Here is a 23,806-nt window from a genome sequence, read left to right on the forward strand (position 1 = left end):
TTGTGTAGCCTGGTGCTGCACAAAGCTTGTTCTGCCCGGCAATGCTGAGTATGCTATTTACTGACAAGGACACTAGTAGCGGTAGACTACCTGGCAATGAGATTACGACAAACACTTCTGGTTTACCTGATCCCTTTGCTGTTATTGCCAGCTCTTTTTTTTGGTGTGCTTGCGATCAAATACAGCCAATCGTATTATTGGCAGCAGGCAAATTTACAAGCATCTACCTTTCTTCATCAACAGCAGTTGGCGATTAGCAATGATTTGCAAGCGCTGAGTCACCGCATGACTGAGCTTATTCATAGCAAGGCCTTGCAAGAGTATATCGGCCAGTCAGGCAACAGTGATCAACCTTTATTGCAAGAGTGGCAAGAGTTTCTGCAGCGGCAACCGCAGTCTGGGTATTCGATTAAGCTGTTGCGGCTGAATGGCATGACGGAGTTAATGCTGTCGGCGGATGAGCGGATCAAACAGCAGAGCAGCGGGCGGCAAAGGCATCTAACCCGATTGCAAAGCATGATCCGCGATGAAAGCTTTTTTTTTGCTATCGAGCCTGAAACCAACCAACAACGGCTTTATCTGGCCCGTAAGGTCTATTTGAGTCAGCAATCTGCTGTGGATTCGAGGCAGCTATGGGGTTATCTGGTATTGAGCCTGGAGCCATTGGAACTTACCAGGATCTTAGCTCAGCAACTAACACCTGGCAGTATTTCTTTGATAATAAGCCCTGCCGCAATTATTGCTTTTTCTGATCGTACCCAACTGATTGGTAGCACTTTTGCGCCAAGCCACTTTCGTACCATTCAACAGAGCATGCAACAAGCTGAAATGATTCATGGCAATTTACTGGGGCAGCGGATGTTGCTGTCAGGTGCAGAGCTGCCTGGGGGCTTCCAGCTTTTATTAGGGATAAATCAACATGAGTTGATGGCCGATAGAGTTAAATTTCCCTGGGTGATTGCAGGCTTATTGCTGTTTATCATACTGCTGCTGCCTTTTAGCATCTACTGGCTGTTGATCCGTCATGTGTTTGCACCTATCCGGCAGTTAACCTTAGCCAAAACGGCTGTTGGTCGGGGCGATTTATCGACTTTATTACCGGTGCAAAAGCAGGACGAGTTGGGAGATATGTTTGCCGCTTTTAATGTGATGGTGCGGCAACTCCGGGTCTACCGTGAGCGTGAGCGTGCCTACAAGCAGCAATTGGAAGAGAAAGTATTAAAACGCACACAGGACTTGGCGCGTGCCAACGATGATTTAGCTGCCGCTAACCACGAACTCATTATTGCCCGGGAAACTGCTGAACAGGCAAGTCGGTTAAAAAGCGTATTTCTGGCCAATATGAGCCATGAAATACGTACACCTTTGACTGCAATTATCGGCTTCAGTGAGCAGAGTGTGCAGGAAGACAACCTGCAGCGGATCCAGGACTATCAACTGCGGGTATTGAAAAGCAGCCAGCACTTATTAAATCTGATTAATGATATTCTTGATTTGTCAAAGATTGAGGCGGATAAACTGGAACTGATGGCAGAGCGCTTTCATTGCCTCGAAATTATTGATGATGTCTATCAGCTTACGCTGACACAGGCTAACGCCAAGGATCTGGATTGCGAGCTGCAATTGCGCTACCCACTGCCCGAGTTCCTGGTGACCGATGAGGTTCGGTTTCGTCAGGTGCTGCTGAATCTTACCAGCAACGCAGTCAAGTTTACTCAGCAAGGCAAGATCATCATTCGGGTAGACTTTGAGTTAATGACACAGAAGCTCAGGATTGCGGTCAAAGATACCGGTATTGGTATTGCTGCTGGCGAACTATCCAGGCTATTTCAGCCCTTTGTTCAGGCAGACTCCACCGTGACACGCCATTTTGGTGGTACTGGCCTTGGTCTGTGTATTTCGAAGAAGTTGATCCAGCAGATGGGGGGGGATATCCGGGTTGATAGCGTTAAAGGGATCGGCAGTAACTTTGAGATTGAGTTGGATTGCAGCGGTATGGATGTGCAGCTGGTCAATGAATACCAGCCCCCGCTAACTACCAAGCTTGAGCCTTTGGTGCATGATCAGTGTCCATTGCATATTCTGGTGGCAGAAGATAATGCGGACAATCAGTTGTTGCTTGGCTTGCTGCTGCAACAGGTACAAGCCACTTATGTGATGGTAGAAAATGGCTACCAGGCAGTTGAGCAGGTACTGAGCCAGGACTTTGATTTAATTTTTATGGATATGCAAATGCCGGAAATGGGGGGGGAGGAGGCCACAGAGCTTATTCGTCATGCTGGTATTCAAACGCCCATTATTGCTGTCACGGCCAATGTTATGAGCGAGGATATTGAGCGTTATAAGCGGTCGGGTTGCCAGGCGGTATTATCCAAACCCATTAATCAAAAACAGTTTTTGCAGCTAATACAAACGTATCGCTGTGATACAAAAGCAAGTGACTCCTACCAGGAGTTTGAGCGGAGGCTGGCGGAGGATCCGGCGATTCAGGCGTTGCAGGAGAGTTTCCGTAGCAAGCTACCAGAGCTCATCGCGATACTGGAAACTGCATGTCTGGAGTCTGACTGGACAAAATTGGCATTTGAAGCGCACAGCTTAAAAGGCAGTGCCGGCAGCATGGGTTTTGCCAACCTAACCGAGCTGGCATCTGAGTTGGAGCTTATGGCCCAACAGCAAGCGGCGGAGAGCTGTCTTCGCCTTGTGCAGCAGATGCAGGTTATTTTATTGGAGGAGTTAAGCAATGTCTGAGCCACAAGGCTTTCTGTTGGCTAGTCCTTTGCAGCAAGACAGTTGTTTTATCGTTGATTGGCCTTTGTGCCAGTTACGGGTTATAAACGATCAGCAATACCCCTGGTTTTTGCTGGTACCACGACGCAATGGACTTAAAGAGTTGACTGATCTGCCGGAGCACGACTACCTGCAGTACCAGCAGGAAAGCCGGCAGTTGAGCCTGTGGCTGCAAGAGACCTTTCGACCTGATAAATTAAATATTGCTGCCCTGGGAAATCTAGTCCCGCAATTGCATATTCATCATATTGCCCGCTTCCGGACCGATGCCGCCTGGCCTGCGCCAGTGTGGGGAGTAGCAAAGATGCAACCATATACGGATGAACAGTTGCAACAACAGATTACGCTTTGGTTGCTTAGCCTGCCAAGATGGTGCTAACACAATCCATTGCCCAAGTGAGGTCGTTATGTCCACTGAACATGCCCTGGCCAGTATCCTGATTGAAAAGCTGCATACTGACACCTTGTTGTTGCCTACCTTGCCTGAAATAGCACTTCGGGTGCGCAACATTGCTGATTGCCCGGAGGTTAGTTTGGCAGCCATGGCGGAAGTTATCAGCTTGGATCCAGCACTGGCCACCCGTGTGATTCGGGTAGCCAACAGTGCATTTTTGGGGCGCGCGATCAAAGTCGCTACATTGAATCAGGCCGTGACACGTATTGGCCTAAGCCAGATCAAAACCATTGCTACAGCCATGGCCATGGAGCAGTTATTTATTAGCCAAAGTAGCCATATTCAGAGCATGCTCGATAAAGCCTGGCGGGATACTGTCCAGGTTACCAGTATTGCTGTAGCTTGTTTGAGTTATTATCGGATGCAGCAAAAGCAATGCCGTTTAAGCCTGGATGTAATGACATTGGCGGCTTTATTGCACCACATTGGTTTGCTGCCAATTCTGGCGGAAGCTGAAAGACATCAGGATGTATTTGGCCATCCAGGGTTTCTAAAACATTTAATGCTAAAGCTGTCACCGCACATTGGTTTGGCGATCATGAAAGCCTGGGGCTTTGATGACACCTACCAAGGCGTGATCACTGGCTGGCAGCAGGCAACTATCTCAGCTCAGCCGGATTATATCGACTTTGTACGAATCGCGACCATTGCTCAGGGGGGCTATCCGCGACCAGAGTTACAACATAAGCTGCTGGATCACTACATTCAGCAAGGTATATTACCGGATGCCGATTTTATGCAAGAGCCCGCCATTGCCACTGTCTATCAGGATGTACGCTCAATTTTTTCCTGATGCAGTGGCTATGTGGGGCTGGCAGTTTAGCCTTGCTTGCTGCTGACAACCTGGGCAATCTGGTCCAGCATGGCTGTTAAGGTAGACGCCATCAGTAAGGTATCGGCTGCCAATCGTACGTCTGCATCTTCCCAACCGAGCTCGTCATTTTTACCACTAATGCTGTCGTGGTAACGGATACTTTTCAGGCTGCCGTCGTCACAGATTTTTAGGCTGAGCCCTTCTTCCTGCTGCAGTTCGAGGCGGGTAACCTGTTTGTCTTCCAAATGACTTAACACCTCTTCAGTTGTCAGCAGGTGGTTGCTAAAGCGTACTTTGGCTCCTTCTTCATCCGGAGCTTTAAGCTCTACCTCATTACCCAGTTGAAAAGAGTGTGGCAACTGCTCTGCTTGCAGCCATTGCTGCAGGCAACTGCCCAGGTGGTATGGATCCAGCCAGGGCAGTGCTGGTAAGGAGCCGATTGCTTTGCGCAGCAGGGCCAGGACATCTTCGGCCCGGCTACTGCTGCTGGTATTGATCAGAATGCGTTGTTTGCTTTGATCAAAGCAAGCCAGCACGACCTGGCTTTTACTAAAAGCACGAGGCAGCAGCTCAAAAGTAACATCCTCTTTTACACTGTCTTTTTCTTTACGGCTCAGAGCCCGGGCTTTTTCAGCTTCCAATGCTGCCAGTCTGGGTTGCATCTCTTCTTGTACCACGGCTGCAGGCAAGATTTTATCCTGGCGTTTGACCGCAAAAAACAGATAATGCTGATTCTGGTAGCAATAGCTTTGAGCTGATTCAAATGGGAAGGTAAAACCCTGGCTGGATTGTTGCTGGCCGCTGCAAGGTGTAAAGCTGAACTCTGCCAACGCTTGCTCAAGAGCCGGTAACTCCAGGGATAAGGGGGAACTTAATTGATAGACGCGAAGATTTTTAAACCACATAGCATACTCTGAACTACCACAAAGCAGTCAGTATAGCCTGTGTCGCAGCCAGGATGAAACCTGCCGGCTGCGGTTTGGTTAAGTATCGAGCTTTTTAGGAAAGCGGATATGGTAGTGCAGACCTTTCCCTGGCTCGCTGTTGACATCAATACTTCCCTTCAGGGTTTGTCGTACCAGGTTGTAGGTGATATGGGTTCCTAAGCCACTGCCGCCAGCTCCGCGTTTGGTGGTAAAAAATGGATGAAATAGTTTTTCCAGCTGTTCATCGTTCAGGCCTTTGCCATTGTCACTGAATCGAATATCAATATCGTCACCTTCATCCAGAACGGTAATGCGTATCTCCCCTTGCTCCATATCCTCAAAACCATGGATCAGTGAGTTCATCAGTAAATTGGTAAAAATCTGCGAGATGGCGCCTGCCGGACAGGTTAGTTGTAAATCCTTGGGGCAGTTAACTTCGATCTGATGCTTGGTTTTTTTGAAGTGTGGCAATAAAGAACGAATGATTTCCTGTAAGTAAGTGCTTAACTGGATGGTACGGATGGCTTCACTGGTCTGGTCGACGGCGATTTGTTTAAAGCTGGCGATAAGATCAGAAGCGCGGTTCAAATTGGATTCCAGCAGGCAGGCTGTTTCACTGGCTTCGGCAATAAATTGTTCCAGATTTCTAGGCGACAAGGTTTTGTCCTGATACGCTTTTTGCAACGCCTGAATTTTCTCAGATAAAAAGCTGGTTGCAGTCACGCCAATACCCACCGGGGTATTTACTTCGTGGGTGATACCGGCTACCAGACCACCCAGTGCGGCCATTTTTTCCGATTGGACTAACCGATCCTGTGTCTGCTTTAAATCATCCACCAGACTTTCCAGTTCGGATTGTTTATTACGCAGCGCGTCCTCAATATGGCGGCGGCGCTCTATTTCTTCTTTTAAGCTTTGCTGCTTGATTTCTAACTGTTGCTTTTGTTGTTGTAAATCCATCATCGCCTTGCTCAGGCCTGAGGTCTTGCGTGCTACTTCCTGTTCCAGCACTAAATTATGTTGATCCAGTTTCTCATTACTTAGCAGCAGTTCTTTTTGGGTACTCTCAAGCTCTGATTTATAATCTTGTACCCGGCGGATCAGACGGTTAAAGGCTGTGGCCATGACACTTAGTTCCGTGCTCCTTTTGCTTTGGTTGGAAGCAATGCGGATGCCTTCGAGGTGATCCATTTCCAGGGTTTCAATTTGCTGTGTTAGCTCATTCAATGGTTCTGTCAGATAATTTCGAAAGGCTACCAGGAATAACATAATCAGAAAGGTAGTTTTGAGCATGGCATTCCCTATCAGGAAGAAAATACCTATTTTGATGCGATCAATCACGATAGCCCGGCTGGAGAAAAGCGTAACATCGCCTACTTGAGTTGCCCGGCCAGAAAACTCAAAGATGAGTGGAAAGGTGTAACCAAAGAGCCCTGATTGCTGCTCTGTTAATTGAATGCCTTCGCGAACCAACTCCGAACCATGGCGCTGACTGATATCAACGTGCCTGCCCAGCTGTGTAATCACTGTGCCGGTATCATCCCGCACTATAATGCCTTCGACGGCAGGGATAGCGAGCAGACCATCGGCAATGACCAGCGCCTGTTGCGTATTGAGCTCCCAGATGGCCCGGGTCAGGCTGCCGGAGAAAGTTTGTTGTAAGGTTGCAAGTTCACTGTTGATATATCGCTTGGTATTGAAGTATTCCGCGCCGATCTGTGCCAGGGTAACGATAAAAGTCAGAATAAAATAAACCGACAATACTTTGGTCAGCAGAGTTCTGGATAAACTTCGTTGATGCATTATGTCGCCCTTTTATAACAGTGCTGCATAGGTTACTTCCCTGGTGTGGCTTCGTACTCTGATCATTGGCCGATTGTGGCAGGCTTGCTGCCAGAGCGGTGTCTGGTGACAATGCATGTGGCTAGCCATTTGAATATAGCTTATTTTTCAAAATTATTTGCCGCGAACACCTACATTGGTTTCTCGCTGTTTGCGGTTGTTTGGGTATAAATTAGCAGAGTCGCCACTGGCTTGCATTGAATTTAGCTTCTGATATAGTCAATCGCTCCATTTAACACTACAAAGTATAGAAAATAATAGAGATCTTACTGCATGAGCTTAACTGCGTTGATTTGTGATGATTCTGTGCTGGCTCGTAAACAGGTAAAAAAGAGTTTACCGGCAGAGTTTGATGCTGAAATTTTAACCGCAGCCAATGGCCGGGAAGCGCTGGAGGTATTGAGTTCCCAGGAGATTGGCCTGGTTTTTCTGGATCTGACCATGCCGGAGCTGGATGGCATTGGTGTGCTGGAGGAAATCAAGGCTCGACAACTGAAATGTTTTGTTATTGTTATCTCAGCGGATATTCAGCCCGAAATGCAAAGGCGGGTGTTAGAGCTGGGGGCTTTGGCATTTATTCACAAGCCGGTAAGTAGCGATAAGCTGGCAACCATCTTGCAAAATTATGGGTTAATTTGATGGCGATGCTGTCGGCCGAGCAACAAGACGCGTTGCAAGAGTTGATGAATGTTGCGATGGGCCAGGCCAGCAACCAACTGGCGCGTCACTTGAATACGCTGGTGCATTTGCAGGTACCTGCTATCCAGGTGATTCGTGCCAGTGAGGCACCTGTTCAGCTTAGTCAACTCTATGCAGATAAAACCATGCATCTGATCAGCCAAGGGTTTATCGGGGGAGCAGGTATCCAGGGTGAGGCCATGTTGCTCTATAATCTGGACAGTACCCAGCAATTGGCGACTATTTTGGGCTATCAGCATCAGGATGCAAATGAGGCCGAAATGCTCAGTGACATCAGTGCTATTCTGACGACTACGTTTTTAAATGGCCTGGCCCGTCAGCTTGGCAGTAGTTTGTCTTACAGCGCTCCCCTGCAACTGCACTGCCATAACAGCGATTTATCTGAGCAGGTAAATCAACTGGCAAAACGCTGGAAGGTGGCACTTCAAGTCAATATTCACTATCAGGTCACTGACTATGCGTTTCAGTGCGATATGATTTTGCTGATCCCCGGAACAGCCTTGCTGGCTTTGCAGCAGCAACTGGACGCTATTTTGCAAGACTATGGCTGAGCGAGGAGAACGGATGGACACCCATTGGCTGGCAATGCCAATTCTCAACCAGTTAAACAGTGGCGTGCTGGTATTAACGACGGATTATTGCATCAGCTTTTACAACCAGTTTATTGAGCGACGGCTTGGCGTTCCCCTGTCCGAAGTGCGCAATCAGTCTGTGTTCAATGTGTTCACGGATCTGCCGGAAGCCTGGTTGAAACGGAAGCTGGATAGCGTAGTAGCTTTGAATGCGCCAAGTTTTAGCTCCTGGGAGCAGCGTCCCTATGTGCTCAAATTACCCCACATGCGGCCAGTGAGTAGTGGCAGTGATTACATGATACAAAACTGTTCCATGTTGCCACTCAATCACCCAAAAACAGGCGAGACCTATGTCTGTCTGTTGATTGAGGACGCGACTGATGTCAGTATTTATCAGCAAGAGTTGCAACGGAACATGCATATTTTGCAGCAAGCCAATCGCTTTGACGGTTTAACCAAGGTTTACAACCGTAGCTACTGGGAGCAGTTGCTGCAGTCTGAGTTTCTGCGTGCCAAACGCTACCATCAGCCTTTATCACTTATTTTATTTGATCTGGATAAATTCAAGTTACTGAATGATCACTATGGCCATCTCGGGGGAGACTTTGTGCTGATCGAGTTGGCTGCCTACATTCAAAGCTTGCTGCGTGAGTCGGATTTTTTGGGGCGTTATGGTGGCGAAGAGTTTGGTATCATCCTGCCAAATACTGCTTTGCAAGGAGCGGCAGAGGTAGCCGAACGGATATGCCAGCGAGTGGCAGAACATCAGTTGTTGTTTAACCAGAATATCATTCGTGCCACCATCAGCCTGGGGGTGGCCGAGTTGGGGCAGCAAGAGCTGCAGGAGCCTCAGGATTTACTACGTTGTGCCGATGTTGCTTTGTACAGCTCAAAGCGTCAGGGACGTAATCGCAGTACTTGTTATCAGCAAGCGATGCCAGAGTACCGGCAAAAGTAAGCTGTTACCCCTGGTGATTTACTATTGACAGACGTCTGAAAGTCTGGGCATTATGGGCTCTATGAAAAAATTACTGACACTCACCACCACCATTATTATTACCACCACCCTGTCGGGGTAGGAGGTCGGTGGTGCTTTGTCGCCAAAAAACCCGTGACCTCACCCGTCACGGGTTTTTTTGTTTAAGGGCGCTAAGACCCGTTGCTGCAACCAAGTATGAATAGAGACCAACAAGTGGAATGATTCAGGAGTAAAACATGCGAGTGCTTAAATTTGGTGGGTCTTCGCTGGCCTCAGTAGCGCGCTTTCAGGGGGTGGCAGCCATTGTGGCGGAGACTGCTCAGCAGACTGAGCTGTGTCTGGTCTTATCTGCACCTCAGGGCGTGACCAATCTGTTGGTGGAGCTGACCGATCTGGCGTACATGGGGGCAGACTATCAGGACTTGCTGCTTAGTCTGCAACAGCGCTATCAACAATTACTTAATGAAGCTGAAGCTGTGGTTGGACATGCAGTGCTCAGCCCGGTGCATGCTGTAATAGCAGAGCAATTAAGCATGCTCACGCAGCGACTGCAGGGAGTCCAATTGCTGCGCCATTGCCCCGATCACATCAAAGCACAATTACTGGGTTTAGGTGAGCAGTTCAGTGTGGTATTGATGCAGGCTTTATTGCAGGGACAAGGCATTAAAGTGGCTTTGTTATCAGCCGTTGACTGTGTACGCAGTGAAGGTGATTATCTGAATGCCACGGCTGATATTAAAGGCTCTGAGTTGGCTTTAAAAGCTGCCATGGCCGCTCAGCCGGCGCAGGTATATCTGCTGGCTGGCTTCGTATCCAGCAATGCACAAGGGGAAACCTGTTTGCTTGGGCGCAACGGCTCTGACTACTCGGCAGCAATTGTTGCGGCCAGTATTCAGGCCAAAGCCTGTGAAATTTGGACCGATGTCGATGGGGTGTACAGTGCCGATCCCCGTCAGGTGAAACAAACGCAGCTGATTGAGCGTCTCTCATACGATGAAGCCATGGAGTTGTCTTATTTTGGTGCCAAGGTACTGCACCCCAAAACCATTGGCCCATTGGCCCGTTATGGTATCCCTTGCTACATCAAAAACACACTGAATCCAACAGCAGCGGGTACCTGCATCGCCAGTCAGGGCGATGGCGAGTCTCTGGTAAAAGGCATTTCCAGCTTGCAACACTTAGCCCTGATCACTGTGTCAGGCCCCGGGTTGAAAGGGGTGGTGGGGATGGCCAGTCGGGTCTTTGCCACCATGGCCAGAGCGAATATATCCGTGAATCTAATCACGCAGTCCTCATCAGAATTCAGCATCAGCTTCTGTGTGCCGCAACTGCATCTGACGGCAGCGCAAAAAGCGCTGGAAAGTGAATTTGAGCTGGAGCTGCAAAACAGCCTGTTGCGGCCTTTGGATATCGCCGCTGATATGGCCATTGTCAGTCTGGTTGGTGACGGTATGCGCCAGCATAAAGGGGTTGCCGCCAAGTTCTTTGCCTCGCTGGCACAAGCCAGAGTCAACGTGGTCGCTATCGCGCAGGACAGCAGTGAGCGTTCTATTTCGGCGGTAGTGGCGCAATCATCCTGTCAGGATGCGGTGAAAGTGTGTCATGAAAACTTTTTCAGTCATATTCCCAGCATTGACGTGTTTATTGTTGGCTGTGGTGTGGTGGGCGCTGAACTGTTGGCACAAATCAAGCGGCAACAGGCTTTTCTTCAGCAACGCCATGTCAAGCTAAAAGTCTATGGGATCGCCAACAGCCAGCAGTTGTTGCTGCAGCCGGATGGGGTCGACTTAAGCGGCTGGCAAACACAGCTTGCTGGCAGCAAGCAGAAATTTTCATTGCAGGCACTTTGTCAGTTTGTGCAGGAGCAGCACTTGATCAATCCTGTATTGGTAGATTGCACCAGTGCAGAAGCCATCTCCGGGCAATATGCAGATTTTCTGGCAGCCGGCTTTCATGTGGTTACCCCCAATAAAAAAGCCAATACTGCCAGCATGGGCTACTACCGTCAGTTACGCCAGACGGCACAACAACACCGGCGACGTTTTTTATATGAAACCACCGTTGGAGCTGGTCTGCCGGTGATAGATACCTTGCAGGGATTACTGAATGCCGGTGATGAGTTACTGGCCTTTGAAGGTATTTTGTCCGGCTCTTTGTCGTATATTTTTGGCATGCTGGAGCAGGGACTGAGCTTGTCAGAAGTGACCATGAAAGCGAAGGCGATGGGCTTTACGGAGCCTGATCCGCGTGATGACTTATCCGGCATGGATGTAGCGCGTAAGTTACTGATCATGGCGCGTGAATCGGGGCTAGAGCTGGAATTGGATCAGGTAGCGGTGGAGTCCGTGTTGCCGGCTGATTTTGATGCCTCTGGTTCCATTGATGACTTTCTGGCCCGGCTGCCGCAGGCGGATGCCAGCTTTGCCAAACGGGTTGCGGTGGCTCAGGCTGAAGGCAAGGTACTGCGTTATGTCGGTGAAATCCGGGATGGCAAGTGCCAGGTCGCTATCAAAGCCCTGACTGATGATCATCCTCTGGCTAAAGTGAAAGATGGCGAGAATGCCCTGGCAATTCATAGCCGCTACTACCAACCGATCCCCTTTGTGCTGCGTGGTTATGGGGCTGGTGCAGCGGTGACTTCGGCTGGGGTGTTCAGCGACATTTTACGTACGTTGTCCTGGCAGCAAGAAGTTTAAGACGGAGCTACATCGCATGACACAGTATTATTATGCACCGGCTTCGACCGGCAATTTCAGCGTGGGCTTTGATTTATTAGGGGCTGCTTTTGAGCCTGTCAATGGGCAATTGCTGGGGGATGTGCTGGAAATTCGTGCCGAGTGTGCTCAGAGCCACCTTAGCCTCAGTGGCCGTTATCACCATCAACTGCCAACAGATACCGACCACAACCTTATTTTGCGTTGTTATCAGTTGTTTCAACAGCGATTAGGTAAAGAGCTGCCGGGGCTGGAGCTGCACTTACATAAAGAGTTGCCGGTTGGCAGTGGACTTGGTTCCAGTGCCTGCTCTATAGTAGTGGCCTGCTACGCTTTTAATCATTATTTTGGCGAACCATTGTCTAAGCCTGATTTATTACAGCTCATGGCCGAGGCCGAAGGTGGTGTCAGTGGTTCGGTGCATTATGACAATGTAGCGCCATCATACCTTGGCGGGCTGCAACTGATGCTACCGGGCAGTAGCCGCCTGAGTCGAGCTTTACCCTGGTTTGACCATTGGCGGGTAGTGCTTTGTTATCCTGGTACCACCTTGTCGACCAAAGCAGCGAGAGAGGCCATTCCACCGCAGTTGCCACTTGCCACCTGCATCGACTTTGCAGCTGGGCTCAGCCGTTTTATTTCGGCAATGTACGTTCAGGATGAAGCCGAGGCACTGGCAGCCTTGCAGGATGTGGTGGCCGAGCCTGCCCGCGCTTTATTGATGCCGGAGTTGCCAGCATTACGACAGGCATTAACCGGGCTTGGTGTAGCACATCTGGGGATATCCGGCGCTGGTCCAACGGTATTTGCCCTTTGTTCGTCAGAGCAGATAGCAGAGCAGGCTGCCGCTTATCTGGCGGCTCATTATGAAAAGAATCAGGATGCAATGACGCATATTTGTCGACTTGCGCCGCAAGGCGCCCGCACACTGAAGGATCCAACGCAATGCAGTTAGTTAATTTGAAAGTTGCCAGCGAGCAAGTGAGCTTTTTACAGGCCGTGCGAACTGGCCTTGGTCAGCAACAAGGACTGTTTTTCCCAACCGAGTGGCCAACACTGGATTGTGAGGCTTTGTTGGAGCTCCCTCTGGTCGAGCGCAGCAGTCACATCATGCAAGCTTTGTTCGGTGATGAGCTTTCACCGGACGAAATCCAGCACATGGTGCAACAGGCATTCACTTTCCCGGCGCCTTTGCAGTTGGTGAAAGAGGAACTCTATTGTCTCGAGCTGTTTCATGGTCCGACCCTGGCATTTAAAGACTTTGGTGGCCGTTTTATGGCGCAGGCATTGGCAAAAGCGCAGCAACAGCAAAAAGTAACCATAGTGACGGCAACATCCGGTGATACCGGTGCTGCGGTAGCGCAGGCTTTTTATCGTCAGCCAGGTGTGCAGGTGGTGATTTTGTACCCGAAGGGAAAAATCAGCAGTTTGCAGGAAAAGCTGTTCTCTACTCTGGGGGAGAATATCACCAGTGTTGCGATTGAAGGGGACTTTGATCAGTGTCAGGCGCTGGTAAAACAGGTATTCGATCACAAGGAACTGGTACAGCGGCTGAATATCAACTCTGCCAACTCGATCAACATCAGTCGCTTGTTAGCGCAGGTCTGTTACTACTTCGAAGCCCTGGCACAGGTGCCGGCAGAGCGGCGTCAGGATGTGGTCTTCGCGGTCCCCAGTGGTAATTTTGGCAATGTGACGGCAGGCCTGATTGCGAAAGCCATGGGGCTGCCATTTAAGCGTATGGTGGCTGCTACCAACATCAACGATACGGTCCCCCGGTACTGGCGGGACGGTCAGTGGTTGCCAAAAACCACTCAGGCAACCTTGTCTAATGCCATGGATATCAGCGCGCCAAACAATTGGCCCCGGGTTGAAGCCTTGCTGGAGCAAGGTATGATCCGGCGTGAGGAGCTCGAAGCCGTAGCCGTGGATGAAGACGATACTCAATTAGGAATGCGCCAGCTGGCTGCTGATGGTTACATCAGTGAGCCGCATGCTGCGGTGGCTTACAAAGCACTGAAGCGTTCGTTGCAGCCTGGTGAAATCGGTATTTTTCTGGGAACAGCGCATCCGGCCAAGTTTAAAGAGCAGGTGGAAAATATTCTGGGCTGCCCCATAGCCTTACCGCCTGTGCTGGCAAAGTGTCAGGCGGAGCCAAGTCTGAGCCTGGAGCTGTCGGCAGATTTTGCAGCTTTGGAGCGATTACTAAACGAGGTGACAGCCAATGCCTGAGTGGGCTGATGTGATAGGGGCTGAGAAAAATCAGCCCTATTTTCAACAGATCATACAGCAAGTGCAGCAGGCACGTGCTGCCGGTCAGGTGATTTATCCACCGGAAAAAGACGTATTCAGTGCTTTTAAGCTGACGCCCTTTCGTGATTTGAAAGTTGTGATCCTGGGGCAAGATCCTTACCATGGTCCGAATCAGGCGCATGGGTTGGCATTTTCAGTTCGTCCCGGGGTGGCCGTGCCGCCATCGTTACGGAATATGTACAAAGAGCTGGCGCTGGAGTATCCGGACTATCAAATCCCAACACATGGCTACCTGAAAGCATGGGCAGAGCAAGGCGTTTTGTTGCTGAACACGGCGCTGACTGTGGTGGCGAATCAGGCCAATTCACATCGGGACCTGGGCTGGGAGCAGTTTACTGATCAGGTGATTGCAACCATCAGTGCTCGGGCCCGGCATGTGGTGTTTTTGCTGTGGGGATCTCATGCTATTCGCAAATCGGCATTGATACAGCGTCAGCAGCATACCGTGTTAACGGCACCGCATCCGTCACCGTTATCGGCTTACCGTGGCTTTTTTGGCTGCAATCACTTTGTACAAACCAACCAAGCGTTGCAGGCACATGGACAGCAGCCAATAGATTGGCAGTTGCCCATGCAGGTAGAGTGGTAACAGCAGGCTATAAATAAAAACGCCCACATCGTGCGATGTGGGCGTTTTTATTAAAATAACTCGATGTCATCCAGCTCAGGTTCAATGGTCCAGTCCATGTCGGCTAGTTCGCGCTTCAATCGCTGCCGCTCTTTCATGGCTTCAATTTCCCGCCATTTGCGCTTCCCGGCACCGCGCGCTTTTTGCGCGGGTCGTTCCAACATATTCAGTAAGTCTTCGAAGCTTTCCATTCAGCTGCCTCTCTGATGTTGTTGTTATTTTCAACAAAGGTGTACCATAGACAGCGTTAAAAATAAAGCACCAGAGTGACAGTATGATGACATTTTCTGCATTTTATTAGCTGGTCAGATGTCTCTGCAGGCTGGCGAGTAAGCCAGCGGTCGAGCTATCGAACTGGGCTGCTTTGCCATTGAGCGCCTGATAAATCGGGCCTGAGAGCTGTTTACCTAACTCTACCCCCCACTGATCAAAGGAGTTCAGTTGCCAGATGGCGCCCTGACAAAACACTTTATGCTCATACAAGGCCAGCAAAGCGCCCAGGTAATATGGCGAAAGTTCAGGTAACAGTAAGGTATTACTCGGTTTGTTGCCCGGTGAAGCCTTGTGTGGTGCCAGCTTGCTGGCCTGCTGTTCTGTCATGCCTTGGGCCAGGCACTCATCCTTGGCTTCTTCAATGGTTTTCCCTTGCATTAAGGCCTGAGTTTGCGCAAAACAGTGGGCAGCCAGGCGCAGATGGTGATCAGCCAGCGCATGCTTCGGTTTGGCAGCAAGAATAAAATCGGCAGGTATGGTTAACTGGCTTTGATGCAGCAATTGGTGGTAAGCATGTTGACCGTTGGTTCCGGCATCCCCCCAAATGACAGGTGCTGTGGCATATGGCAGAGTATGCCCCTGATGATCCACCTGCTTGCCATTGCTCTCCATATCCAATTGTTGCACATAGGAAGGCAGCAGGCGCAGGTAATGGTTGTACGGTAGCAACGCCTGGCTTTGGCAGCCCATGCCATTGATGTACCAGATCCCGAGCAACGCCAGGGTTACGGGCATATTGCTGGCAAAATCGGCCTGCAAAAAGTGCTGGTCCATGGCATGAGCACCGGCCAGGAAGTCTTCAAATTGCTCATTACCGAGCAACAGTGCTAAAGGCAGGCCAATGGCCGACCAAATGGAGTAACGGCCACCCACCCAGTCCCACATCGGAAGAATGTGTTCAGGCACTATGCCAAAATCAGCGGCAGCCTGGATATTGGAGCTGGTTGCCCAAAAGTGGCGGGCAATGGCTGCCTGATCGGCGCCCTTGTCGAGGAACCATTGCCGCAAGCTCAACGCATTCTCACGGGTCTCCTCGGTACCAAACGACTTGGAGGCGACCACCACCAGGCAAGTGTCCGGCTCTAGCTGACGGCAAATATCATGGACGACAGCGCCATCAATGTTACCGGCAAAGTGTAGTTTTACCGGGCTTTGATGATAGGGGCTAAGGGCTTCACAAGCCATTTGCGGGCCTAATAATGAGCCACCAATACCAACCCAGATCACATCACGGATGGGTTTGCCGGTATAGCCCAGGTACCGTTGTTGGTGCAATTGACTGACCAGCGCTGTCATCTGCTGACGGCACTGGCGGATCTCAGCTGCCAGTGTCGGGTCTTTTAGCTCCGATAAGGCTGCATCAGGCAAGCGTAAGCGCATATGGCCAACGCTACGCTGCTCGGTATGATTGATGGACTCGCCGGAAACCATGCGATCGCGCAAGGCAGCAATATCACTTGTCTGCGCTAAAGCCAGCAGGCTTTGCCAGCGCTTGGCATCGATCAGGTTTTTTGAATAATCCAGCTCAATACCACAGGCAGATAAGCGATAACGGCTGGCTCGTTCAGGATCGTGCTGAAATGCCTGCCGCAAAGAAAAAGGCTCGGATGCTAATTGCTGCAGGGCAGACCAGGGGGCGCTCATAATTCAATCCTTCTGATATAGTTACTGAGTTAATTGGTGCTGCACCAGTTGTTCCAGTTTACGCTGGTCGGCAGCAAACTTCCGGATCCCTTCGGCTAATTTTTCAGTAGCCATGGCATCTTCATTCAAGGCCCAGCGGAAGGCTGCTTCAGACAAAGGCGTCGGTGGTTGTTGACGCTTACCATCATCTTTTAAGTGAATCTTAAGCTCGCCTTGTTGTTGCTCCAGCTCTTTTAATAGTGCCGGGCTGATGGTCAAACGATCGCAGCCTGCCAAAGCCAGTACTTCCCCAGTGTTGCGGAAGCTCGCGCCCATGACGATGGTGTTATAGCCATGCAACTTGTAATAGTGGTAAATGTCGCGAACCGATAGCACGCCAGGATCTGTTTCTGCGGTGTAATCCATGCCGGTTGCTGCTTTGTACCAGTCCAGAATACGGCCAACAAAAGGTGAGATCAGAAACACACCTGCTTCAGCGCAAGCGATGGCCTGGGCTTGATGAAATAACAGGGTCAGGTTGCATTGGATACCTTCTTGCTCCAGTACCCGTGCGGCCTGAATACCTTCCCAGGTTGATGCTATTTTAATGAGCACCCGCTCAGGCCCGATGCCATTTTCACGGTAAAGCGCTAAGCATTGCCTGGCTTTATCTATGGTGGCTTGGCTGTCAAACGACAGCCGGGCGTCTACTTCGGTGGAGACCCGGCCAGGGACCAGTTTACTGATTGCTGTGCCGACCTCAACGGCAAACTTGTCGCAGGCCAGTTGCACCTGACCCGCTGTATCCGTACACTTGGCTTTGGCATAGCGGATGGCGCTGGCAAGTAGCTCCTGGCTGGCAGCTTGCTGGCTGGCATTGAGCAATAAGGATGGGTTGGTGGTGGCATCGACCGGTGTAAACTGCGCGATGGACTCTAAATCGCCAGTGTCTGCCACAACGGTGGTTACGGCTTTTAGCTGTTCAAGTAGCGTACTCATATTGTTTTATTACCATCATTTTGGCCGAAAAATTCTTTTTTCAGCGTTTATCATAAATTAATGTAGGAAAATTACAACACGCTGTTGCGTTCCCTGCGTTGTTAGCCGTACTTCAGCGGCAAAAGCGATTGCGCAGACCAGCTGTTATTACTATAGTGCCGTGACAGGGTAACAATCCTTACCCGTGCCTGGAAACTTACCACAGGATGTCCATGATTTTCCAAAGCAGTTTTTATCAAACAAAGCGTATTTTGCTGGTCGATGATTGCGAGCCAATCCGCGCATCCATTCGGGGTATGCTACAGCAGATTGGTTTCGAACACATTACCGCCGTTCCGGATGCTCAGGCAGCGCTGGAAAAAGCGGAGCTATACAGCTTTGACTTTATTCTAGCCGACTTTCAGTTAGGAGATGGCTTGAATGGGTATCAATTGTTTGAAGCGTTAAAAAAGCGGGAGCAACTCAAACCAGGATGTTGCGTGGTGCTGACCAGTGCCGAGTCAATGCGACAACCATTGTTTGGTCTTATTGAGCGGCAACCCGATTGTTACATTCAGAAGCCTTTTACCTACCTGACGCTGGAAAAACGACTGGCGCGGGCCATTCAACAGCGCATGGCTGTGCGTAAGGTGTTTCAGGCACTCAATGCATCGGTCCCGCAAGCACTGTTAGAGTGCGATCGGGTGGTGAAGGATGCTCCACAGCATGCCCTCTATGCGCTGCGATTAAAAGCGGAACTGTTGTTGCTCAACGGGCAGGCAGAATTGGCTGCCACCTTGTATCAGCAGTTGTTGCAAACCCGGGCATTTAGTTGGGCTGCCTTAGGGCAGGCGATCGCCTGGTTGCAACATGGACAAATCGCTGCAGCACAGGCGCAACTGTTAGAGTTAAGCAAAACAGAAGAAACCAGGCCTGAAGCATTGGACTGGCTGATCCGGCTGACTCTGAAACAACAGCCAGAGCAGGCATTGAGCCTGAGTCAAGAGTTGACACGGGTATTGCCACAAAGCGTTGATGCGGCAAGGGTGTTCGCAACGATTACGGCTATCTCGTTGCAGTGGGATGACGCTATTCGGTTGTGGCAAAAAGTTGCTCAGCAGTTTCGCTACAGTGCGCTGGACTCACCACAGCATTACCTGAATCCAGCCCGGTTGTTGTTGTGGAAGCTGCAGCACAGCAAACCCGCGCAACCAGCTTTATTACTCAGTAAGGCAGAAGAGTGCCTGCAAGCTATTCCAAAACGTTTTCAGAGCGACAATTTACAGCCTGAACTGCAGCTGTTGCAAGCCCGTATAGCGATACTGCAGGGTGATGTGCTCATAGCAAGAGCATTGTATACTGAGCTGGCGTCATTGAACTGGCAACAGTTGCCGGTGGCAGCAGTGGTTGACTTTGCTTTACTGGCCCTGGCGCTGGGAGATAGCAAAGCTGCCGATATTCTGGCTGCGCAACTACCGCAGCGCCGTTATGGCTCAGATCTGGTGGCTGCTGTTGAGGCGGCCAGCAGCGAGTTCTGGCAGCAGCAACTTGCACAGTTGTGCCAGGACGTACGTGGCTGGATGCAGCAAGGCCAGCAATACTACCGCCAGCAATCATTTCAGCATGCAGTAAGCCGGCTGTGGCAAGCTTTTTTGTTTATGCCAGGCAACAGCAATCTGGCCTTGAGTTTATGGCAAAGTCTGGCCAGCTTGCCGCCGGCGGCCAAAGTACAGCCTATGCTGCAGTTGGTGTGCCGGACTTTACAACAAAGTGAGCTGGAGGCTGCCGGTCAACGCCGATTCGATGCGTTGTACCAGAAACTCTCCGTTCATTATACCCTGCCGGTTCAGGACGATTCGTCAGAACGATCAGCCTGAAACTGGCACTGAATCACTAGTGGAAGCTTAAATGATGTTAATGGTAATTTCTCCAGCCAAAGACCTGGCCATGCAGCGCAAAGCGCCTGTAGATACGCTAACACAACCTGCGATGTTAGCCGATGCTGAGCAATTGATTGATGTATGCCGGCAATTAACGCCGGTAGATATTGCCAGGCTGATGAAATTGAGCGATAAGCTGGCCGGGCTCAACGCCGCCCGTTTTGCTGATTGGCAGTTGCCATTTACCGCAGACAATGCCAGCCCGGCTGTGTTTGCTTTTAATGGCGATGTTTACCAGGGGCTGGATGCCAGCAGCTTGTCGCCTGATGATTTACGCTATGCTCAGCAGCATTTACGTATCTTAAGTGGCCTTTATGGGGTATTACGCCCCCTTGATCTGATGCAGGCCTACCGGCTGGAGATGGGCACCCGATTAAAAACAGCTGCTGGAGAAACACTCTATGCCTTCTGGCAAGAGCGAATTACCGCACAGTTGAACCAGCAGTTGGCTGAGTTAGGCTCGGATCTGCTGCTGAATCTGGCTTCACAGGAGTACTTTAAGGCAGTGCGGCCAAAAGCCTTGCAGGCCAGGGTGCTGAATGTGCAATTTAAAGATTGGAAAAATGGCCAGTATAAAGTAATCAGTTTTTATGCCAAAAAAGCCAGAGGTTTGATGGCGCGTTATGTTATTGAGCAGCGTATTCGCTCGGCTGAGCAATTAAAAGCCTTTAACAGTGCTGGTTATTACTACAGTGCTGAAGGATCCAGCAACAATGAGCTGGTTTTCCTGCGCGACGAAGTAGCCTGAAGCTGAACAATCAAGTACACTGTCGCCCCTTTTTTCGCGGCAAAGGCTGGTACACATATGAAGTTCCCTGGTCATCGTAAGATAAAACACTATTTTCCGGTGTCGGCACCTAAACCAGAGTTACCTCGTTTCGAGGTTGTGCCGGGGCGGGATACCTATGTGATTGGTCTGGATCAGGTCATTGTCGATGTCGTCGCCAAAGTGGAAGATGCTTTCCTGCAGCAGCATGGTATTGGCAAAGGATTGTCCAATCTGGTAGAGCATGCCAAAGCCAATACGATCTACCAGCAATTACTTAGCTCTGGCGCAATATCCGATCATTTTGCCGGCGGCACCATTGGCAATACCGTGCACAACTACTCGGTACTGGCGGATGATAAATCCGTGTTGCTTGGTGTGATGTCTGCCAATATTACTCTGGGGTCACCCGCCTACCATTATCTGTGTCATACCAGCAGTAAGGTGGATTTAAATCATTTGCAGGGGGTGCAGGGCGACATTGGCCGGGGCATTACTTTGATCACGCCGGATGGTGAGCGCACCTTTGTGATTGATCCGGGGGATATGGATCAGCTTACGGCGGCAGGCATACCAGCCCAACTGGTAAGCAATGCCTCTGCGCTGGTGCTCAGTGCATACCCTCTGCGCGCTAGCGGCCAGCCGATTATTGATGCAATGCAGCATACCCTGCAACTGGCGAATGACAAGCAGGTTCCTGTGGTAATGAGCCTGGGAACGCGGCATCTGGTTGAAGAGCTGCGGACAACGATTCAGCATACTGCAGAGCAGCATGTACAGATCCTGGCCATGAATGAGCAGGAGGCTGAAGCGCTGACTGGCCTGGCGGATCCGTTATTGGCGGCAGAGGCCATACTGGAGTGGGTCGATATGGTGCTGATTACGGCAGGAGCAGATGGCCTGTATCTCTGTGGCTATACCGATGAGACGTTCAAGCGGGAAACCAGCCATCCGATTAAATCAGGCAGCCTGGCCGATTTTAACCGTTACGAATTCAGCCGGCCGATGTTACGGCGGGACTGCCGCCAACCCCTGAAAGTGTATTCGCATATCGATCCTTACCTTGGCGGACCGGAGCGCATCGCCAACACCAATGGCGCCGGTGATGGTGCTTTAGCGGCGGTATTGCATGATATGGCGGCCAATCATCATCACCGTCAGCTGCAGCCAATGTCGAGCAAACATGAGCAACCTTATCTGGCCTATTCGTCCTTTGCGCAAATCTGCAAGTACGCCAACCGCGTTAGTTATGAAATTCTGGTGCAGTATGCCTCCAGGCTAAGTAAAGGTTTACCGGAGCGGGAAGATAGCCTGGAAGAAGCTTACTGGGAGCGTTAACTTTTTTTTAGTGCTGTACTTTTGGATTTTCATTCGTTTATAGTAAGTTGCGAATCTTAATGGGGGAAGCAACATGGATTTGGACAAACTGGAAAAACTCAATGAGCTAAAAGCTCAGGGAGTGATTACTGAAGAAGAGTTCCAACAGCAAAAAGAAAAAATACTGAACCAGCCAGCTGCTGCCGCCTCGGCTGGCCTGGATTTCAATGATGTTCGCAGTTACAGCATGTTGATGCACCTGGCTCAGCTTTGTGCTTTTATTCTGCCATTGCTGGGCTGGGTTGTGCCTTTGGTGATGTGGTTAACGCGCAAGGAAGATCAGTACATTGACCAGCAGGGCAAGGTGGTATTTAACTGGATCATCAGCGCGGTCATATATGGTTTTGTTTCCTTGTTGTTGATGGTGGTATTAATAGGTATTCCATTGATGATTGCTTTGGTGGTGTGCAATATCGTCTTTGCGATTATGGGGGCACTGCGGGCAAAGGACGGCATTGTCAAAAATTACCCTTTAGCGATTCGCTTTTTCCGGGTAGAAGAAGGTCAGTCGTAAGCCGCAGAAAAAATTTTATGCAATACAGCCAGAATCCAAAGCTGCTTGATTCTGGCTTTCTCCTTTAGCTGCTGCATCATCATTCACCTCTGTTGCATCCATCGTTATAGCTTGACTGGCACTTTTACGTTGCTGCTTGGCGTGACTAAAAAAACTTGCTATAAATCATTCCAGACGGCTTTACTTCCAGAGTAAATGCACTAATCTTTGGTAGGCATGGCAACTGGTACGAGGTGCGGAACAAGGATTCTTTTCCAAGCGCTCAACAGATAAAATAACAATGCAGTGTCAAGCAAGAAGCCCGTCACGAATGGTCATGCTCCGTGACCAAACTGCACCCTACAAATCTATTCAGGAAAACATCATGTCCGATTTTAAAGCACAAGCACTGAAGTATCACGCCGAGCCGACACCTGGCAAAATCAGTATCGAAATCAGCAAACCGGCCGAAACCGTGCGCGACCTGGCGCTCGCTTACAGTCCGGGAGTAGCTGAACCAGTGCGCTGCATTGCCGAGACCCCGGACGATGTTTACAAGTACACCGCCAAGGGTAATCTGGTTGCGGTAATTTCCAATGGCTCGGCCATCCTGGGGCTGGGTAATCTTGGCCCGATGGCATCCAAGCCAGTGATGGAAGGGAAGGCCCTGTTATTCAAACGTTTTGCTAACCTTGATTCCATTGATATTGAAGTGAGCCACCGCACCACCGAAGAGTTTATCAATACCGTGGCCAACATAGCTGACACCTTTGGTGGCATCAACCTGGAAGATATCAAGGCTCCGGAGTGCTTTGAAATTGAAAAAGAGCTGATTAAGCGCTGCAATATTCCGGTGTTTCACGACGATCAACACGGTACCGCCATTGTCACCGCTGCTGGCATGCTGAATGCGTTGGAAATTCAGGGGAAAGATATCGGTGATGCTACCATCGTTTGCATGGGCGCTGGTGCTGCCGCCATTGCCTGCATGGAGCTGCTGATCAAATGTGGGGCAAAGCGTGAATACATCTACATGCTGGATACCAAAGGGGTGATCCATACCCGCCGGGATGATCTGAACGAGTACAAAAAGCTGTTTGCCAATAATACCGACAAGCGCACACTGGAAGATGCACTCGAAGGCGCCGATGTGTTTGTCGGGGTATCCGGCCCGGATGTACTGCCAGCTGAAGCCTTGAAACTGATGGCAGATAAGCCGGTGATTTTTGCCTGCTCTAACCCGGATCCGGAGATTAAGCCTGAACTGGCTCATGCCAGCCGCAGCGATATCATCATGGCGACAGGGCGCTCAGATTACCCGAACCAGGTGAACAATGTACTTTGCTTTCCGTTTATTTTCCGTGGCGCTTTGGATGTCCGGGCCAGTGTCATCAATGATGAGATGAAGATTGCAGCGGTGCATGCTATTCGCAACATAGCAAAAGAGCCCGTACCAGAGGCGGTACTAAAAGCTGCCGAGGTTACAGCCCTGGAGTTTGGCCCTGAGTACATCATCCCAAAACCGATGGACCCACGCCTGCTGGATCGGGTTTCCAAAGCCGTATCCGAGGCAGCTGTCGCCTCCGGTGTCGCAAGACTGGTGCCTTAACTGTTTTATTGTAGGTAGA

Annotated in this window: 20 protein-coding genes; 15 read left to right on the plus strand and 5 right to left on the minus strand. The window is 50.3% G+C overall.

Annotated elements, in window-relative coordinates:
- The first annotated feature begins 96 nt into the window (after positions 1-96).
- The 3 genes from QWF21_RS03875 to QWF21_RS03885 are packed head-to-tail and all read left to right on the plus strand — an operon-like array spanning position 97 to position 4,034.
- On the plus strand, positions 97-2,748 hold the full coding sequence (locus QWF21_RS03875; RefSeq protein ID WP_330086724.1) for an ATP-binding protein: 2,652 nt from the start codon (positions 97-99) through the stop codon (positions 2,746-2,748).
- Positions 2,741-3,166, plus strand: coding sequence for an HIT domain-containing protein (locus QWF21_RS03880; protein ID WP_330086725.1), 426 nt, complete (start codon positions 2,741-2,743; stop codon positions 3,164-3,166). The genes QWF21_RS03875 and QWF21_RS03880 overlap by 8 nt, the downstream gene beginning before the upstream one ends.
- Before the next feature lie 28 nt (positions 3,167-3,194).
- Positions 3,195-4,034, plus strand: coding sequence for an HDOD domain-containing protein (locus tag QWF21_RS03885; RefSeq protein ID WP_330086726.1), 840 nt, complete (start codon positions 3,195-3,197; stop codon positions 4,032-4,034).
- A 26-nt stretch (positions 4,035-4,060) separates the two neighbouring features.
- On the opposite strand, the gene QWF21_RS03890 is transcribed toward QWF21_RS03885, so the two are convergent.
- Together QWF21_RS03890 and QWF21_RS03895 are read right to left on the minus strand one after the other, a co-directional pair.
- Positions 4,061-4,960, minus strand: a complete 900-nt coding sequence (locus QWF21_RS03890) for a recombination-associated protein RdgC (protein WP_330086727.1) — start codon at positions 4,958-4,960, stop codon at positions 4,061-4,063.
- A gap of 78 nt (positions 4,961-5,038) precedes the next feature.
- The gene (locus QWF21_RS03895) at positions 5,039-6,784 is read right to left on the minus strand and encodes an ATP-binding protein (RefSeq protein ID WP_330086728.1); all 1,746 of its coding nucleotides are present in this window, start codon (positions 6,782-6,784) and stop codon (positions 5,039-5,041) included.
- 312 nt (positions 6,785-7,096) lie between these two features.
- Between QWF21_RS03895 and QWF21_RS03900 the strand changes: the two genes are divergently transcribed.
- From QWF21_RS03900 to ung, 7 genes are all read left to right on the plus strand, one after another.
- Entirely contained in the window at positions 7,097-7,462 is a 366-nt protein-coding gene (locus QWF21_RS03900) for a response regulator (protein ID WP_330086729.1), read from the plus strand.
- Complete coding sequence (locus tag QWF21_RS03905; RefSeq protein WP_330086730.1) at positions 7,462-8,073, plus strand: chemotaxis protein CheC; 612 nt, start codon at positions 7,462-7,464, stop codon at positions 8,071-8,073. The genes QWF21_RS03900 and QWF21_RS03905 overlap by 1 nt, the downstream gene beginning before the upstream one ends.
- Positions 8,074-8,086: 13 nt before the next feature.
- A complete protein-coding gene (locus tag QWF21_RS03910) occupies positions 8,087-9,052 on the plus strand; it encodes a sensor domain-containing diguanylate cyclase (protein WP_330086731.1) in 966 nt (321 codons plus the stop codon).
- A gap of 257 nt (positions 9,053-9,309) precedes the next feature.
- Complete coding sequence (thrA, locus tag QWF21_RS03915) at positions 9,310-11,769, plus strand: bifunctional aspartate kinase/homoserine dehydrogenase I (protein WP_330086732.1); 2,460 nt, start codon at positions 9,310-9,312, stop codon at positions 11,767-11,769.
- A 16-nt stretch (positions 11,770-11,785) separates the two neighbouring features.
- The gene (gene thrB / locus QWF21_RS03920) at positions 11,786-12,742 is read left to right on the plus strand and encodes a homoserine kinase (RefSeq protein ID WP_330086733.1); all 957 of its coding nucleotides are present in this window, start codon (positions 11,786-11,788) and stop codon (positions 12,740-12,742) included.
- Complete coding sequence (gene thrC, locus QWF21_RS03925) at positions 12,733-14,019, plus strand: threonine synthase (RefSeq protein ID WP_330086734.1); 1,287 nt, start codon at positions 12,733-12,735, stop codon at positions 14,017-14,019. The genes thrB and thrC overlap by 10 nt, the downstream gene beginning before the upstream one ends.
- Positions 14,012-14,689, plus strand: coding sequence for a uracil-DNA glycosylase (gene ung / locus QWF21_RS03930; protein ID WP_330086735.1), 678 nt, complete (start codon positions 14,012-14,014; stop codon positions 14,687-14,689). Before thrC ends, ung begins: the two co-directional genes overlap by 8 nt.
- A gap of 50 nt (positions 14,690-14,739) precedes the next feature.
- Here ung and QWF21_RS03935 read toward each other — a convergent pair whose 3' ends face one another.
- From QWF21_RS03935 to tal, 3 genes are all read right to left on the minus strand, one after another.
- Positions 14,740-14,919, minus strand: a complete 180-nt coding sequence (locus tag QWF21_RS03935; RefSeq protein WP_330086736.1) for a DUF3545 family protein — start codon at positions 14,917-14,919, stop codon at positions 14,740-14,742.
- A 106-nt stretch (positions 14,920-15,025) separates the two neighbouring features.
- Positions 15,026-16,645, minus strand: a complete 1,620-nt coding sequence (gene pgi, locus QWF21_RS03940; RefSeq protein ID WP_330086737.1) for a glucose-6-phosphate isomerase — start codon at positions 16,643-16,645, stop codon at positions 15,026-15,028.
- A 21-nt stretch (positions 16,646-16,666) separates the two neighbouring features.
- Positions 16,667-17,623 (minus strand): transaldolase, encoded by a 957-nt coding sequence (tal, locus tag QWF21_RS03945; protein ID WP_330086738.1) that lies wholly within the window; start codon positions 17,621-17,623, stop codon positions 16,667-16,669.
- A 206-nt stretch (positions 17,624-17,829) separates the two neighbouring features.
- Here tal and QWF21_RS03950 point away from each other — a divergent pair, with 206 nt between their 5' ends.
- The 5 genes from QWF21_RS03950 (at position 17,830) to QWF21_RS03970 (ending at position 23,787) form a co-directional block, all read left to right on the plus strand.
- Positions 17,830-19,479, plus strand: coding sequence for a response regulator (locus QWF21_RS03950; protein ID WP_330086739.1), 1,650 nt, complete (start codon positions 17,830-17,832; stop codon positions 19,477-19,479).
- 34 nt (positions 19,480-19,513) lie between these two features.
- Positions 19,514-20,290, plus strand: coding sequence for a peroxide stress protein YaaA (gene yaaA, locus QWF21_RS03955; RefSeq protein ID WP_330086835.1), 777 nt, complete (start codon positions 19,514-19,516; stop codon positions 20,288-20,290).
- A gap of 57 nt (positions 20,291-20,347) precedes the next feature.
- Positions 20,348-21,646 (plus strand): inosine/guanosine kinase, encoded by a 1,299-nt coding sequence (locus tag QWF21_RS03960; protein ID WP_330086740.1) that lies wholly within the window; start codon positions 20,348-20,350, stop codon positions 21,644-21,646.
- A 73-nt stretch (positions 21,647-21,719) separates the two neighbouring features.
- The gene (locus QWF21_RS03965; RefSeq protein ID WP_330086741.1) at positions 21,720-22,199 is read left to right on the plus strand and encodes a DUF4870 domain-containing protein; all 480 of its coding nucleotides are present in this window, start codon (positions 21,720-21,722) and stop codon (positions 22,197-22,199) included.
- Positions 22,200-22,563: 364 nt separating this feature from the next.
- A complete protein-coding gene (locus QWF21_RS03970; RefSeq protein ID WP_330086742.1) occupies positions 22,564-23,787 on the plus strand; it encodes a malic enzyme-like NAD(P)-binding protein in 1,224 nt (407 codons plus the stop codon).
- Positions 23,788-23,806 lie beyond the last annotated feature (19 nt).

The organism is Alkalimonas mucilaginosa (genome assembly GCF_036327005.1).
GTDB classification, from domain to species: Bacteria; Pseudomonadota; Gammaproteobacteria; order Enterobacterales; family Alteromonadaceae; genus Alkalimonas; species Alkalimonas mucilaginosa.

What these genes read in the sequence shown, in the direction of transcription:
- QWF21_RS03875 (WP_330086724.1), top strand. Translation starts at nt 97, where the DNA reads ATGAGATTACGACAAACACTTCTGGTTTACCTGATCCCTTTGCTGTTA.
- QWF21_RS03880 (WP_330086725.1), top strand. Translation starts at nt 2,741, where the DNA reads ATGTCTGAGCCACAAGGCTTTCTGTTGGCTAGTCCTTTGCAGCAAGAC.
- QWF21_RS03885 (WP_330086726.1), top strand. Translation starts at nt 3,195, where the DNA reads ATGTCCACTGAACATGCCCTGGCCAGTATCCTGATTGAAAAGCTGCAT.
- QWF21_RS03890 (WP_330086727.1), bottom strand. Translation starts at nt 4,960, where the DNA reads ATGTGGTTTAAAAATCTTCGCGTCTATCAATTAAGTTCCCCCTTATCC.
- QWF21_RS03895 (WP_330086728.1), bottom strand. Translation starts at nt 6,784, where the DNA reads ATGCATCAACGAAGTTTATCCAGAACTCTGCTGACCAAAGTATTGTCG.
- QWF21_RS03900 (WP_330086729.1), top strand. Translation starts at nt 7,097, where the DNA reads ATGAGCTTAACTGCGTTGATTTGTGATGATTCTGTGCTGGCTCGTAAA.
- QWF21_RS03905 (WP_330086730.1), top strand. Translation starts at nt 7,462, where the DNA reads ATGGCGATGCTGTCGGCCGAGCAACAAGACGCGTTGCAAGAGTTGATG.
- QWF21_RS03910 (WP_330086731.1), top strand. Translation starts at nt 8,087, where the DNA reads ATGGACACCCATTGGCTGGCAATGCCAATTCTCAACCAGTTAAACAGT.
- thrA (WP_330086732.1), top strand. Translation starts at nt 9,310, where the DNA reads ATGCGAGTGCTTAAATTTGGTGGGTCTTCGCTGGCCTCAGTAGCGCGC.
- thrB (WP_330086733.1), top strand. Translation starts at nt 11,786, where the DNA reads ATGACACAGTATTATTATGCACCGGCTTCGACCGGCAATTTCAGCGTG.
- thrC (WP_330086734.1), top strand. Translation starts at nt 12,733, where the DNA reads ATGCAGTTAGTTAATTTGAAAGTTGCCAGCGAGCAAGTGAGCTTTTTA.
- ung (WP_330086735.1), top strand. Translation starts at nt 14,012, where the DNA reads ATGCCTGAGTGGGCTGATGTGATAGGGGCTGAGAAAAATCAGCCCTAT.
- QWF21_RS03935 (WP_330086736.1), bottom strand. Translation starts at nt 14,919, where the DNA reads ATGGAAAGCTTCGAAGACTTACTGAATATGTTGGAACGACCCGCGCAA.
- pgi (WP_330086737.1), bottom strand. Translation starts at nt 16,645, where the DNA reads ATGAGCGCCCCCTGGTCTGCCCTGCAGCAATTAGCATCCGAGCCTTTT.
- tal (WP_330086738.1), bottom strand. Translation starts at nt 17,623, where the DNA reads ATGAGTACGCTACTTGAACAGCTAAAAGCCGTAACCACCGTTGTGGCA.
- QWF21_RS03950 (WP_330086739.1), top strand. Translation starts at nt 17,830, where the DNA reads ATGTCCATGATTTTCCAAAGCAGTTTTTATCAAACAAAGCGTATTTTG.
- yaaA (WP_330086835.1), top strand. Translation starts at nt 19,514, where the DNA reads ATGTTAATGGTAATTTCTCCAGCCAAAGACCTGGCCATGCAGCGCAAA.
- QWF21_RS03960 (WP_330086740.1), top strand. Translation starts at nt 20,348, where the DNA reads ATGAAGTTCCCTGGTCATCGTAAGATAAAACACTATTTTCCGGTGTCG.
- QWF21_RS03965 (WP_330086741.1), top strand. Translation starts at nt 21,720, where the DNA reads ATGGATTTGGACAAACTGGAAAAACTCAATGAGCTAAAAGCTCAGGGA.
- QWF21_RS03970 (WP_330086742.1), top strand. Translation starts at nt 22,564, where the DNA reads ATGTCCGATTTTAAAGCACAAGCACTGAAGTATCACGCCGAGCCGACA.